Origin of the sequence: Streptococcus oralis subsp. tigurinus (genome assembly GCF_002093575.1) — a bacterium.
In the GTDB taxonomy this organism is placed as follows: Bacteria; Bacillota; Bacilli; order Lactobacillales; family Streptococcaceae; genus Streptococcus; species Streptococcus oralis_CH.
This window is the reverse complement of the sequence record NZ_LNVH01000004.1, coordinates 50,043-64,857: the sequence shown is the minus strand read 5'-3', so window position 1 is coordinate 64,857 and position 14,815 is coordinate 50,043. Positions and strand designations below refer to the sequence as shown.

General features: G+C 41.5%; 14 protein-coding genes. 2 read left to right on the top strand and 12 right to left on the bottom strand.

Annotated features, from left to right (window positions below; all coding sequences use genetic code 11):
* Positions 1–102 precede the first annotated feature (102 nt).
* Entirely contained in the window at positions 103–1,671 is a 1,569-nt protein-coding gene (locus tag ATE37_RS05410) for an ABC transporter substrate-binding protein/permease (protein ID WP_033605877.1), read from the top strand.
* Positions 1,668–2,408 carry an amino acid ABC transporter ATP-binding protein gene (locus ATE37_RS05405; protein ID WP_084868262.1) on the top strand — a complete coding sequence of 247 codons (741 nt, stop codon included), beginning with the start codon at positions 1,668–1,670 and terminating at the stop codon, positions 2,406–2,408. The genes ATE37_RS05410 and ATE37_RS05405 overlap by 4 nt, the downstream gene beginning before the upstream one ends.
* Positions 2,409–2,549: 141 nt before the next feature.
* Here the strand turns inward: ATE37_RS05405 and tnpA are convergent, their stop codons facing one another.
* From tnpA to ATE37_RS05340, 12 genes are all read right to left on the bottom strand, one after another.
* Positions 2,550–3,014 (bottom strand): IS200/IS605 family transposase, encoded by a 465-nt coding sequence (gene tnpA, locus ATE37_RS05400; RefSeq protein WP_084868260.1) that lies wholly within the window; start codon positions 3,012–3,014, stop codon positions 2,550–2,552.
* A gap of 240 nt (positions 3,015–3,254) precedes the next feature.
* Positions 3,255–3,470, bottom strand: a complete 216-nt coding sequence (locus tag ATE37_RS05395; protein ID WP_000241003.1) for a capsule biosynthesis transcriptional regulator — start codon at positions 3,468–3,470, stop codon at positions 3,255–3,257.
* A 106-nt stretch (positions 3,471–3,576) separates the two neighbouring features.
* Positions 3,577–4,473, bottom strand: a complete 897-nt coding sequence (locus tag ATE37_RS05390) for an SPFH domain-containing protein (protein WP_000244067.1) — start codon at positions 4,471–4,473, stop codon at positions 3,577–3,579.
* 82 nt (positions 4,474–4,555) lie between these two features.
* Complete coding sequence (gene ilvA, locus ATE37_RS05385) at positions 4,556–5,806, bottom strand: threonine ammonia-lyase IlvA (protein WP_000947300.1); 1,251 nt, start codon at positions 5,804–5,806, stop codon at positions 4,556–4,558.
* A 79-nt stretch (positions 5,807–5,885) separates the two neighbouring features.
* On the bottom strand, positions 5,886–6,908 hold the full coding sequence (gene ilvC / locus ATE37_RS05380; RefSeq protein WP_000290683.1) for a ketol-acid reductoisomerase: 1,023 nt from the start codon (positions 6,906–6,908) through the stop codon (positions 5,886–5,888).
* 89 nt (positions 6,909–6,997) lie between these two features.
* Positions 6,998–7,474, bottom strand: a complete 477-nt coding sequence (gene ilvN, locus ATE37_RS05375; RefSeq protein ID WP_001253813.1) for an acetolactate synthase small subunit — start codon at positions 7,472–7,474, stop codon at positions 6,998–7,000.
* Positions 7,467–9,167 (bottom strand): acetolactate synthase large subunit, encoded by a 1,701-nt coding sequence (locus tag ATE37_RS05370; protein WP_000411744.1) that lies wholly within the window; start codon positions 9,165–9,167, stop codon positions 7,467–7,469. The genes ilvN and ATE37_RS05370 overlap by 8 nt, the downstream gene beginning before the upstream one ends.
* 323 nt (positions 9,168–9,490) lie before the next feature.
* The gene (gene fusA / locus ATE37_RS05365) at positions 9,491–11,572 is read right to left on the bottom strand and encodes an elongation factor G (protein ID WP_000090339.1); all 2,082 of its coding nucleotides are present in this window, start codon (positions 11,570–11,572) and stop codon (positions 9,491–9,493) included.
* Between the two features lie 325 nt (positions 11,573–11,897).
* A complete protein-coding gene (rpsG, locus tag ATE37_RS05360; protein WP_000087873.1) occupies positions 11,898–12,368 on the bottom strand; it encodes a 30S ribosomal protein S7 in 471 nt (156 codons plus the stop codon).
* Between the two features lie 19 nt (positions 12,369–12,387).
* A complete protein-coding gene (gene rpsL, locus ATE37_RS05355) occupies positions 12,388–12,801 on the bottom strand; it encodes a 30S ribosomal protein S12 (RefSeq protein WP_083977877.1) in 414 nt (137 codons plus the stop codon).
* A gap of 318 nt (positions 12,802–13,119) precedes the next feature.
* On the bottom strand, positions 13,120–13,716 hold the full coding sequence (locus ATE37_RS05345; protein WP_084868258.1) for a response regulator transcription factor: 597 nt from the start codon (positions 13,714–13,716) through the stop codon (positions 13,120–13,122).
* A gap of 1 nt (position 13,717) precedes the next feature.
* Complete coding sequence (locus ATE37_RS05340) at positions 13,718–14,815, bottom strand: sensor histidine kinase (RefSeq protein WP_084868257.1); 1,098 nt, start codon at positions 14,813–14,815, stop codon at positions 13,718–13,720.

Genomic DNA, 14,815 nt, shown 5'->3' with positions numbered 1-14,815 from the left:
TTATATCATTTTTTATAAGTAAAGGCTTACTTGTATTGAAAATCTCACCATTTTTAGATACAATAGAGAGAAGTCATTTTTAGACTAGAAATAGGAGAAAACATGAAAAAATTATGCTTATCTATCCTTGCTAGCCTAGCCCTTACATTAGGACTGGTTAGCCAAGTCCAAGCCGACGAATATTTACGCATCGGAATGGAGGCAGCTTACGCTCCCTTCAACTGGACCCAAGACGACGATAGTAATGGTGCTGTCAAAATCGACGGTACCAACCAATATGCCAACGGCTATGATGTTCAAATCGCTAAAAAGATTGCCAAAGATCTAGGTAAGGAACCTTTGGTCGTGAAAACCAAGTGGGAAGGACTTGTTCCAGCCCTTACTTCTGGCAAAATCGATATGATCATTGCCGGTATGAGCCCAACCGCTGAACGTAAACAAGAAATTGCCTTTTCAAGCAGTTACTATACTAGCGAGCCAGTTCTATTGGTTAAAAAGGACTCTGCCTATGCAAATGCCAAATCTTTGGAAGATTTTAGCGGAGCAAAAATCACTTCTCAACAAGGTGTTTACCTTTATGATTTGATTTCTCAAATTCCAGGTGCCAAAAAAGAAACAGCTATGGGCGACTTCGCTCAAATGCGTCAAGCTCTGGAAGCCGGTGTTATTGATGCCTATGTTTCGGAACGCCCTGAAGCACTGACTGCTGAAGCCGCTAACTCTAAGTTCAAGATGGTCCAAGTAGAACCCGGTTTCAAAACTGGCGAAGAAGATACAGCTATTGCCATTGGACTTCGTAAAGATGACAGCCGCATCAGCCAAATCAATGCGAGTATTGAAACCATCTCCAAAGATGAACAAGTTGCTCTGATGGATCGTATGATTCAGGAGCAACCTGCCGAAGCCACAACAACTGAAGAAAGTAGCAGTAATTTCTTCAGCCAAGTTGCTAAAATTCTTTCTGAAAACTGGCAACAGCTCGTGCGCGGCGCAGGTGTCACTCTTTTAATCTCAATCATCGGAACTATCGTAGGTCTCATTATCGGTCTTGCCATTGGTGTCTTCCGTACGGCTCCTCTCTCGGAAAACAAAGCCATTTACAGCCTACAAAAACTAGTCGGTTGGATTCTCAATGTCTATATTGAAATCTTCCGTGGTACACCGATGATTGTTCAATCCATGGTTATCTACTATGGAACTGCTCAAGCTTTCGGTATCAATCTCGATCGGACACTGGCTGCTATCTTTATCGTCTCAATCAACACAGGCGCCTACATGACAGAAATCGTTCGTGGTGGTATTCTAGCAGTTGACAAGGGACAGTTCGAAGCTGCAACCGCTCTTGGTATGACCCACAATCAAACCATGCGTAAAATTGTCCTTCCTCAGGTTGTCCGTAATATTCTACCTGCTACTGGTAATGAGTTTGTCATCAATATCAAAGATACCTCTGTATTGAATGTTATTTCAGTTGTCGAGCTTTATTTCTCAGGAAATACTGTAGCGACGCAAACCTATCAATACTTCCAGACCTTTACCATCATTGCAGTGATTTACTTTGTCCTCACCTTCACTGTGACCCGTATCCTACGTTTTATCGAACGCTATATGGACATGGATACTTACACTACAGGTGCTAACCAAATGCAAACGGGGGATTTGAAAAAATGACACAACCAATCCTTGAAATCAAACACCTAAAAAAATCCTATGGGCAAAACGAAGTTCTAAAAGACATTTCTCTCACCGTCCATAAAGGAGAGGTTATTTCCATCATCGGAAGCTCGGGAAGCGGAAAATCAACCTTCCTTCGTTCAATCAATTTACTCGAAACACCTACAGGAGGAGAGATTCTCTATCGCGGAGAAAATGTCCTAGAAAAAGGCTATAACCTCACCCATTATCGTGAAAAGCTCGGTATGGTTTTCCAATCTTTCAATCTCTTTGAAAATCTGAATGTCCTTGAAAATACTATCGTTGCCCAAACGACTGTACTCAAACGCGACCACTCTGAAGCTGAAAAAATTGCTAAAGAGAATCTCGAAAAAGTTGGTATGGGAGAACGTTACTGGCAAGCCAAGCCTAAACAACTTTCAGGTGGACAAAAGCAACGTGTAGCTATCGCTCGTGCACTCTCCATGAATCCTGACGCCATTCTCTTTGACGAACCTACATCTGCCCTTGACCCCGAAATGGTCGGAGAAGTCCTCAAAATTATGCAGGACCTAGCTCAAGAAGGCTTGACCATGATTGTTGTAACCCACGAAATGGAATTTGCTCGCGATGTTTCCCATCGTGTCATCTTCATGGACAAGGGAATCATTGCAGAAGAAGGTAAACCTGAAGACCTCTTTACGAACCCTAAAGAAGAACGGACAAAAGAATTCCTTCAGCGTTATCTCAATTAATCATAACCACCCGTCTAACGGGTGGTTTGCACCAGGGCTATAAGCCCAAATTACCAGCCAGCGCCTAAAGACGCTGGCTTTCACGTTGTTCAAGCCTCATTGCTCTTGACTCGTCACTTGCCTCTTAAAGAGACTTTGGTACTACTTACCACTATCCCTAAAGGGATCCTCATATTCTTTTACACTTAATTTATCTAGTACTATATCATGTTTTTCCTGTTCTTGGATATATTTCTTAATTGTGGCTTCATTAAGCCCTACTGTGCTCACGTAGTAACCTTCTGCCCAAAAATGCCAATTTCCAAACTTATACTTGAGGTTGGCGTGTTTATCAAACATCATGAGTGCACTTTTGCCTTTTAAATACCCCATAAAACTTGAAACACTTATCCTTGGTGGAATACTTACTAACATATGTACATGATCAGGCATTAAGTGACCCTCGATAATTTCAACACCTTTATAACTACATAATCGGTGGAATATTTCTCCCAAACTACTTCGATATTGATTATAAATGATTTTTCGTCTATACTTAGGGGTGAACACAATGTGATATTTACACATCCACTTTGTGTGTGATAAACTATGTGCCTTTTGTGCCATATTTTCTCCTTTCGCTTTACAATTGGCTTGAACACCTTTATTGTATCGCGTTTGGAGTTTTTTGGTATAACCTTCGACGCGCACCCGCATAGCGGGTGGTTTATTTGTCTCGCACCTTACGGAGCGAGACGGACTGAAAGTCACATAATAAATAAAGACTGCATAAAGAATGCAGTCTTTTTAGTTTGTAATTGTAAAGAAAAGGCAGACTCGATTCAGGAATCTGCCTGTAACCACAGTTCAATCTTCAAATTTTTCATGATTTTTTTCATAGAAATCGATTAAACTAAGAGCTGTTTCAAATGAAATATTTTTAACTTTTGCGCGTCCTTGTGCTAGAGCAATGATAGACATTTCACGCGCATTCGTTTCTTTAGAGATACGGTAACCTGTGATCTTCTTATCACGAACCCAGCCAACAACTGCTTCTACCTTTTCAAAGTTTGACTTAACCATGTTCTTCTCCTGAATTATTCTTTACAATTCTTAATTGTATACGTTTTTATTTCATCTGTCAATAAAAAAACATATATTCGTCACAACTATATTATTCTGCATATTTTTATTTGGCTTTTAAAGCCGATAATATATGAGTTCTTATATCCTCAACTCCATTAGGATTTGCTGGTAGGAAGATTGTATTATTACCCTCTTTATCCGCAAAATTATTCAATGTATCTAAATACTGGTTCGTTAATAGGATAGACATGATTTGTTCTTCAGTCAGCTCAACATTAGCTCCCTTTAACTCTTTGATAGAATCAGCCAGTCCGTCAACAATCGCTTTACGCTGTTCTGCAATCCCTACACCATGTAGGCGATCTTTTTCTGCTTCTGCTTCTGCTGCGGTCACGATCTTAATCTTATCTGCTTCAGCAAGTTCTTGCGCTGCAACTCTCTTACGTTGAGCTGCATTGATTTCATTCATTGATTGTTTTACTTCAGCATCAGGTTCAACCTTAGTAATCAGAGTTTTGACAATGATATACCCATACGTAGACATTTCTTCTGCCACTTGTTTTTGAACTTCTAAGGCGATTTCATCCTTCTTCTCAAACAACTCATCTAGGGTTAACTTTGGTACAGATGAGCGCAAAGCATCTTCAATATAGGATTTGATTTGGGCTTCTGGACGCATCAATTTATAATAGGCATCTGTGACATTGTTTTCATTCACTCGATACTGAGTTGCCACATTCATCGTTACAAATACATTATCTTGCGTCTTTGTCTCTACAACGATTTCACTCTGCAACAAGCGTAGTTGTACTCTTGCTGCAATTCTATCAATCCCAAAGGGAGCCCGCAAATGAATACCACTATTGCTCAACTTTTGGTATTTACCAAAGCGTTCTATAATAGCGACAGATTGTTGTCGTACCACATATACAGAACTAATCGTAATCACTGATGCAATCACCACTAAAATCAATACAACAAGTAAAATTTGTAAAACCATGGGAATCTCCCCCTTTCATCACCCTCATTATAACACCATCGTTATCATTACGCAAATAATATGATAATAATTTTATTTTAGTTTAAACTAACATATTATACAATGTTTCATTTCCATTCAAATTAATATAAGACGGGTCAAACTTTTCCATTCGATGAATCAATCCAGCATAGTCATGCTTATTGGCAAGAGCTACTCCAATCAAGACAGGGCCTGTCCCCTTGCTTGCTCGTTTGATATATTCAAAACGAGTGATGTCATCATTTGGCCCCAAAATGTCATTTACAAACTCTCGGAGAGCTCCTGGACGTTGTGGGAAATTCACTACAAAGTAATGCTTGATCCCATCGTAAATCAAGGCACGTTCTTCCATCTCTGGCATGCGGTTGATATCGTTATTCCCCCCAGAAATGATACAACAAATCGTCTTGCCTTTGATATAATCTGATAAAACTTCCAAGGCTGCAACGCTGGCAGCTCCGGCTGGTTCTGCTACAATTCCTTGTTTGGAATAAAGATCAATCAAGGTTTCAGAAATCAATCCCTCGTCCACCCCAATCAGCGTTTCAACATTCTTACGAGTCGCTTCATAGGTTAATTGTCCAACCTTTTGTACGGCTATCCCATCAGCAAACTTATCAATTTCTTTGAGCTTAACTGGTCCCCCAGCTTCAAAGGCTGCTTTCATAGAGCGAGCACCATTAGCTTCTACTCCGATCACTTCAATGGTCGGGTTGGTTTCCTTGATGTAAGTTGAAACACCGGCAATCAATCCGCCACCACCTACTGGTACAAGTACTGTATCAAAATCAATAGACTCTTTACGGGCTTCTTCAAGAATCTCATAGGCTACAGTCCCTTGACCAGCCTGAACATGCGCATCATCAAAAGGATCGATGAAGGTGCGGTTTTCTGTCAATGTAAATTCTTGTGCTGCCTTAGCAGAAGCATCAAATGTATCCCCAACCAACTTGATTGTCACGAACTCTCCACCGAAAAAGCGAACCTGCCCAATCTTTTGTTGCGGTGTTGTGATGGGCATAAAGATCGTTGCAGGAATCTTCATCTCATTACAAGTATAGGCGACACCTTGGGCATGATTTCCCGCAGAGGCACAGACTACACCACGCTCGCGTTCTTCTTTTGATAGTTGAGAAATGGCATAATAGGCTCCACGAATTTTAAAAGAGCGAACTCGTTGCGCATTCTCCTTTTTGAGATAAATCTTTGCTTGGTATTTTTCTGATAAATAATGATCATATTCTAGTGGTGTATCAACTACTACACCACTCAAAACTTTGTGGGCTTTCACCACATCTTTTGCACTTAGCATTGTCTCCTCCTCAAATACTTTTCAAGATAAAAAACGAGTTAGGTACCCCCAACTCGCCTTCTGTCTTTCTTTACAAGAATTAATTGTAGATTTTGAATGCGTCGTCGTCGTTTTTACCAACGAAAGGCATTGCTTTACGCAATTCTGCACCAACTTTTTCAATTTCAAGGTTAGCTGCTTGTTCACGGTAAGCAGTTAATTTTGGACGACCAGCCTTGTAGTCATTTACAAAGTCATTTGCAAATTTACCATTTTGGATATCTGCCAAAACAGCTTTCATGTTTTCTTTAACTTGCTCAGTAATCACACGTGGACCTGATACATAGTCACCGTATTCAGCAGTGTTTGAAATAGATTGACGCATTTTCTTGAATCCACCTTCATAGATCAAGTCAACGATCAATTTCATTTCGTGAAGAACTTCAAAGTAAGCCAATTCTGGGGCATAGCCTGCTTCTGTCAAGACTTCAAAACCTGCTTCGATAAGGGCAGTCAAACCACCACAAAGTACGGCTTGTTCACCAAACAAATCTTCTTCAGTTTCTTCTTTGTAAGTTGTTTCAAGCAAACCAACACGAGCTGCCCCAACACCTTTACACCAGTCCATAGCAATGTTTTTCGCATTTCCAGTTGCATCTTGGTAAACTGCGTAAAGAGCTGGCACACCAAATCCTTCTTCGTAAGTACGACGTACCAAGTGTCCTGGTCCTTTAGGAGCACACATGAAGACATCTACATCTGCAGGAACTTTGATAAATTCAAAGTGGATATTGAAACCATGAGCAAATCCAACTGCATTTCCAGCTTCCAAGTTTGGAGCGATTTCTGCTTCGTACAATTCTTGTTGAATTTCGTCTGGTGCCAAGATCATGATAACGTCAGCTAATTTAGTGGCTTCTGCTACTGTGTAAGTGTCAAAACCGTCTTCTTTTGCTTTGTCAAAAGATTTACCTGGACGCACACCGATGATGACATCACGACCTGAGTCACGCAAGTTTTGCGCATGCGCATGTCCTTGTGAACCATAACCGATTACGGCGATTTTTTTACCGTCAAGCGCTGCTACTTTAACATCTTTTTCGTATTCCATTTGAACTGCCATAGTTTTTCTCTCTTTTCTATTTTTATTGCCTTATAGGCTGGTTTAACAAATTTATGCTGGATTTTATACTCATTGAAAATCTAAGAGTATTAGTCGCGGGTAAATCCAGTTGCACCCGTACGAGCGATATTTTTAATACCATATGGTCGAATCACTCGTAATAAAGCTTCACTCTTTTCAGCATTTCCCGTCATCTGGATGGTGATTGAGCTTGGAGCCACATCTACTACCGTTGCACGGAAAGGTTGAATAATGGCCAAGATTTCTGCACGCTTTTCAGCAGGAGCAGATACTTTTACCAAGATCACTTCTCTTTCCAAGTGTGGTTTATCTGTGATATCACGAATGCGAATCACATCAATCTGACGATTGAGCTGTTTAATGATTTGCTCTACTTCATCATGAGATGCTACATCAATAATGATGGTGATGCGAGATACATTGGGGTTCTCTGTCGCACCAACTGAGATACTCTCAATATTGACTTGACGACGAGAAAGGACACCTGTAAAACGATTCAAAACTCCTGAACGGTTTTGCAATCTAGCTGTTAACATTCTACGCATGGAACTTCACCCCCAACATCTCATGATTGCTCTTACCAGCTGGTACCATCGGTAAGACCTGTTCCTTACGAGAAATATCCACCTCGATAAACATGGGCACATCCTCCAGAATGACTTCTAGATCCTTCTCTATCGTCTCTGGATTATCAAATTTATAGTTTTTGATGCCGTAAGCCTGTGCCATCAGCTGGAAGTCAGGAAGTGTATCAAAGACTGACTCGGAAGTTCTACCCTCATAGAAGGATTCCTGCCACTGACGAACCATTCCTAGTGAGTGGTTATTCAACATGACAACCTTAATCGGTACCTTGTAGATATTTAGGATCGCTAGCTCTTGGTTGGTCATTTGGAAACCACCATCACCGACAAAAAGGATGACTTCTTTTTCTGGATTGGCAATCTTGGCTCCGATAGCTGCAGGAACTCCGAATCCCATGGTACCCAAACCACCTGAAGTGACTAACTGACGCTCATTTTGGTAAGGATAATACTGAGCTGTCCACATTTGGTGCTGCCCTACGTCAGTTACGACAATGGCATCCCCATGCGTCAACTCACCGATGCGTTCAATAACGGCCTGAGGTTGAACCACACGTTCTTTCTTATCATAAGAACGAACTCGATTCTTGTCCTTGGTAACTTTTTCAATCCACTTTTCAGTATTGTTATGAACAGTTGGTTCTGCTAAAAGCATCTGTAAGGCTTTCTTAGCATCCCCCACTACAGGAATATCTGCACTGATAATCTTACCAATCTCAGCCGGGTCAACATCGATATGGGCAACCTTAGCATTCTTCGCAAAGGTCTTAGGATTCCCCGTCAAGCGGTCATCGAAACGGCAACCAATACTAATCATAAAGTCCGCTTCCGTCATTGCTATGTTGGCTGCGAAAGAACCGTGCATGCCTCCCATCCCTAGGAAGAGCGGATGACTCGTTGCAATGGTTCCTTGCCCCAAAAGACTAGTGACTACTGGAATTTGGTAACGTTCAGCAAATTCATTGAGCTCCTTAGAAGCTTCTGCATAGCTGATACCACCGCCTGCTAACAAAACAGGTTTCTTGGCTTTTGACAATTGCTTCAAGATTTTCTTGATTTGCATGTCATTCGGATCAAGCGTCGGTTGGTAACTTGGTAAATTCACCTCTGGTGAATAAATGAAATCTGTCTCTAGAGCTGACACATCCTTTGGCAAGTCAATCACAACAGGACCTGGACGACCTGTCGTTGCAATATGAACAGCTTCCGTAATGATACGAGGAATATCTGCTGTCTCACGAACTTGGTAATTGTACTTGGTAATGGGCATGGTAATACCCACGATGTCTGCTTCTTGAAAGGCATCTTTCCCAATCCCAGCTCTCGCAACCTGACCTGTAAAGACCAAAAGGGGAACGCTATCGCTCATGGCATCTGCAATCCCTGTAATGGCATTTGTTGCTCCCGGCCCACTCGTGACGACGGCAACGCCCAACTTTCCAGTTGATTTGGCATATCCTTCAGCTTCGTGCAAACAACCTTGCTCGTGGCGTCCTAAGATGTGGCGAATGCCTTTAAAATTATATATCGCATCATACAAAGGTAAGACTGCACCACCAGGATAACCAAAAATGGTATCAATCCCTAAGTCCCGAAGTGTTTCCAAAACTAAGTCCGACCCCGTCTTAGGAGATTCTAAACTGATTTTCTCCATTGTTCCCCTTTCTCTTCTCTTAAAAAAATAGCTTGTTACTATCATACCATTTTTTCAAAAATTTTCAAGGCAAAAGAGTCAATTTTCTGAATTTTCTATCTAAAAGTGTATTTATGAATCTTTCCCTCATTTTTATTAACTTTTCTACGGAATTAGGAACCTTTATTTACTTTAATTTATCAAATTAGAATATTTTCTTTCTGGATAGAATTAGTATTTTTCTCACTTAACGACCAAATTTGTATACTATATTCAGCAAAAATGAATAGTTAAAGACAAAAAAAGGAAGCCACTAAGTGACTTCCTTCTAGAGTGAGGACTGATTAGTCTTCACCTTTGTTTTTCTTAATGATTTCTTCTTGTACTGACTTAGGTACATCTTCGTAGTGGTCAAATACCATCATGAAGGTACCACGTCCTTGAGATGCAGAACGAAGAACTGTTGCATAACCGAACATTTCAGCAAGCGGAACGTAAGCACGAACGATTTGGCTGTTACCGTGTGCTTCCATACCATCTACACGTCCACGACGAGCAGTTACGTGACCCATAACATCACCAAGGTTTTCTTCTGGAACAGTGATGGTTACAAGCATCATTGGCTCAAGGATAGCTGGTTGTGCTGACTTAGCAGCTTCTTTAAGGGCAAGTGAAGCCGCGATCTTGAAGGCAGTTTCAGATGAGTCGACATCGTGGTATGAACCATCGTAAAGTTTAGCTTTAACGTCAACCATTGGGTAACCTGCAAGAACACCGTTAGCCATAGATTCTACCAAACCTTTTTCAACCGCTGGGATAAATTCACGAGGAACCACACCACCGACGATTGCGTTTTCGAATTCGAATCCTTTACCTTCTTCGTTTGGAGTAAACTCAATCCATACATCACCGAATTGACCTTTACCACCAGACTGACGTTTGAAGAATCCACGTGCTTGAGTAGAAGCGCGGAATGTTTCACGGTAAGATACTTGAGGAGCACCTACGTTCGCTTCAACTTTAAACTCACGACGCATACGATCAACAAGGACGTCAAGGTGAAGCTCACCCATACCTGAGATAACTGTTTCACCAGTCTCAACGTTTGTTTCAACGCGGAATGTTGGATCTTCTTCAGCCAATTTTTGAAGGGCAATACCCATCTTGTCTTGGTCAGCTTTAGATTTTGGCTCAACCATCAATTGGATAACTGGTTCTGGAACGTTGATTGACTCAAGGATGATTTTAGCTTTTTCATCTGTCAATGAGTCACCAGTTGTTGTATCTTTCAAACCAACGGCAGCAGCGATATCACCTGAGTAAACAGTGTCAATTTCTTGACGACTGTTAGCGTGCATTTGAAGGATACGTCCGATACGTTCACGTTTACCTTTAGAAGTGTTCAATACGTAAGAACCTGATTGAAGAACACCTGAGTATACACGGAAGAATGTCAAACGACCTACGAATGGGTCCGTCATGATCTTGAAGGCAAGAGCTGCGAATGGCTCTTCGTCAGATGCTGGACGAGTTTCTTCTTCATCTGTATCTGGGTTGATACCTTTGATCGCTGGGATGTCAAGTGGGCTTGGAAGGTAGTCGATAACCGCATCAAGCATCAATTGAACACCTTTGTTCTTGAAGGCAGAACCACACAATACTGGGAAGAATTCAACATTGATAGTCGCTTTACGGATAGCAGCTTTCAATTCTTCGTTAGTGATTTCTTCACCTTCAAGGTATTTCATCATCAAGTCTTCATCAGTTTCAGCGACTGCTTCAACCAATTTTTCACGGTATTCTTGAGCTTGGTCAAGGTATTCAGCTGGAATATCTTCTTCAAGGATATCTGTACCAAGGTCGTTAGTATAGATTTCAGCTTTCATCTTGATCAAGTCGATGATACCGCGGAAGTCATCTTCAGCACCGATTGGCAATTGGATTGGGTGTGCGTTTGCTTGAAGACGGTCGTGAAGTGTGCTTACTGAGTAAAGGAAGTCAGCACCGATTTTGTCCATTTTGTTAGCAAATACGATACGTGGAACTCCGTACTCAGTTGCTTGACGCCAAACTGTTTCAGTTTGAGGCTCAACACCTGATTGTGAGTCAAGAACAGTAACCGCACCGTCCAATACACGAAGAGAACGTTGTACTTCGATAGTGAAGTCCACGTGTCCTGGTGTGTCGATGATGTTTACGCGGTGGTTGTTCCATTGAGCTGTTGTCGCAGCAGATGTGATAGTGATACCACGCTCTTGCTCTTGCTCCATCCAGTCCATTTGTGACGCACCTTCGTGAGTTTCACCGATTTTGTGGATTTTACCAGTGTAGTAAAGGATACGCTCAGTAGTTGTTGTTTTACCAGCATCGACGTGAGCCATGATACCGATATTACGAGTTTTTTCAAGTGAAAATTCGCGTGCCATGAGGTTTGTTTCTCCTATTTATTTTTGATTTCTATTCTATTATAACATGATTTTAATAAAAACGGATAGGCAGGACCTACCCGTTCTCAATGTTTTCATGCTATTGTTGGTTTCAACTTATAGATTTACAAGTTGAATTGAACTCGGGCTAAAAGCTCAAGTTAACTGATTTGAACTCAATTGAACTCGGGCTAAAAGCTCAAGTTAACTGATTTGAACCCGAGCGAGGCCCGGTGCAAAAAAGATAAACTGCTTTGTGTTCACGGAACACTGCATCAGTTTCCCATTTTTGCCTTGGGCCTTTGCCGCTCTTAGTATCATTTTATTACCAACGGAAGTGTGCGAAGGCACGGTTAGCTTCAGCCATACGGTGAGTGTCTTCACGTTTCTTAACTGCTGCACCAGTGTTGTTCGCAGCATCCAAGATTTCTTTTGCAAGACGGTCTTGCATTGTGTGTTCACCACGAAGACGAGCGATTGTTACCAACCAACGAAGTCCAAGTGTTGTACGACGTTCTGGACGTACTTCAACTGGGACTTGGTAGTTAGAACCACCAACACGACGTGCACGTACTTCAAGTACAGGCATGATGTTTTCCATAGCTGTTTCAAATACTTCAAGTGCATCGTTTCCAGTAGCTTCTTTGATTTGCTCAAAAGCACCGTAAACGATTGAAGCAGCTGTACCACGTTTACCATCAAGCATAACGCGGTTGATAAGACGAGTAACTAGTTGTGAATTGTAAAGCGGATCTGGCAATACGTCACGTTTTGGAGCTCTATTTTTACGACTCATTTCTCTTTATCCCCTTTCCTTATGCTTTTGGACGTTTAGTACCGTATTTAGAACGGCCTTGTTTACGATCGTTAACACCTGCAGTATCAAGTGCACCACGGACGATATGGTAACGTACCCCTGGAAGGTCTTTTACACGTCCACCACGAAGAAGCACCACGCTGTGCTCTTGCAAGTTGTGTCCGATACCTGGGATGTAGGCAGTAACTTCGATAAGGTTGCTCAAACGTACACGAGCGAATTTACGAAGGGCTGAGTTAGGTTTTCTAGGTGTCATTGTTCCAACACGAGTTGCAACACCACGTTTTTGTGGTGAAGAAACGTTTGTTTGAACTTTTTTATGACTGTTGTAACCAACGTTCAAAGCTGGTGATTTAGATTTTTCTACTTTTGATTTACGCGGTTTGCGAGCCAATTGGTTAATTGTAGGCATCTACATTCTCCTGTGTTTTTTTATTTTTGGTGATGATACACTTGGTGACAGCTACCATCTGTGTGTACTTTTGCAACATTTGTCAGCACGTCCCTGTACACTTTTGAGAGACCAAAAGTAAAAAGTACCGTCTATTATTGTAACACAATTTTTCCTTCATTGTCAAGATATTTTTCATTTTTATTCTGATCTTTTAACTCTTTGACACTAGCTTTCACCGCTTTTCTAAACCAGAAAAGGAGGCGATTTACCTCCTCCTTTCTAGTATGGATTTCCTTTGATTCAAGTTATCGTTTCGGAATTTTTTAACCCTTCTTATCAAAGCCAACCAGATTCTTTTGCAATGTTGGCTGCCTCTGTTCGATTACCAGCATCTAGTTTCGAAAGAATATTGGTGACATAGTTTCGGACGGTTCCATTTGATAGATAAAGCTGGTCTGCAATTTCTTGGTTGGATAAGCCCTGAGCGATTCCCTTTAAGACAGCAATCTCTTGTTCTGTTAACGGATTGGGGTGCGTCATCACCACTTCCATCAATTCAGGCGAATATTCCTTGCGTCCTTCGAGAACAGTGTGCAAGGTTTGCATGAGGTCTGCAATGCTTCTTTCTTTCAAGACATAGGCATCCACTCCAGCCTTAATCGCGCGTTCAAAATAGCCAGGGCGCTTGAAGGTTGTCACCACAACCACCTTTGTTTCTAGCTTTTCTGCTCGTATCCACTCCAAGACTTCGAGGCCTGTCTTAACAGGCATTTCTACGTCAAGGATGGCGATATCCACAGACTCTTTTTCTAAAAGTTGGATTGCTTCTTGGCCATCCTTGGCTTGTAGGACATCTACATCTGGTTGAAAGGTAAGCAACTGGCACATGGCATCTCGCAACATACTTTGGTCTTCTGCAACAAGTAGTTTCATCTTAGTTTCTCTCCTTATAAGGTAGCCGAACCTGCACTTCAGTCGGATGTTTCTGACTGATCACCTTTACCTCTCCCGAAAATGGAAGGACACGATCTCGGACTGTATGGAGTTCCTCCCCCTTTAGAGAAGCAAAGCCACAGCCATCATCTCTGACTGTTAAAATGAGTTCTTTCTCTGTCCGTTCTAATTTTAAGTAGGCTTTAGACGCTTTGGCGTGTTTGATGATATTGGTCACTAACTCAAGCAAAATCATGGAAGCTGTTGACTCCAATTCCTGAGTTAAACTAGCAGTATCTAGTTGATTAGCTATTTCCACCTCAATTCCAGCAATTTCTAACATCTTTTTCACAGTCTCTAGTTCTGATGTCAAAGTTCTAGACTTAAGATTTTCCACAATGGTTCGAACTTCGCGCATTGATTCTTTGCTAATTTGCTGTATTTCTCTTAATTCCTTTTCCACCTGTGGATAAGCCTGCATCTGAAGAAGTTGGAGGGCAAGGTCCGTCTTCACACTCAACATAGCAAAGGTATGACCTAGACTATCATGGAGATCCTGACCGATACGACTGCGTTCATTTTCAGCCAAGAAAAGATTAAGCTTGGCATTTTGTTTTCTCTTTTCTTCTTTTAGTTCTTCTGTCATCCGAATGCGATAAAGACCAAAAGTAAAGGCATCAGAAAAGACAAAGGTCACCAAGAAAAAGAGCAGTTGCCAGGGGCTAACTTGATCGACCATATAAATCCCTGTCAAAATCAAGGGTTGCAAGACAATAAAACTGACAAAACGCCAAGAGTGAAAAGAAATCCCATCCAGTTGGTAAACGAGGAGGTTTGATAAATAAAAGATAAACCAAGCGAAGCCCGCATTTAACCAGACGGAACTGTAAAAAATATAGGCAAGCATGATCCACCAAGCCAGCCACTGCACAGTTCGATTTTGACTGACTAAAACTGAATAGAAGGCTAGGACAAATAGTAGGGTCCATAACAAGGTTAAAAGCGGGTACTCTCCAACGATGACACCCGCTATAGGAAAGATGATAAACACTAGCGAAATATGAAACATATAATGAGTGTTTTTTAATTTTTCCAACAT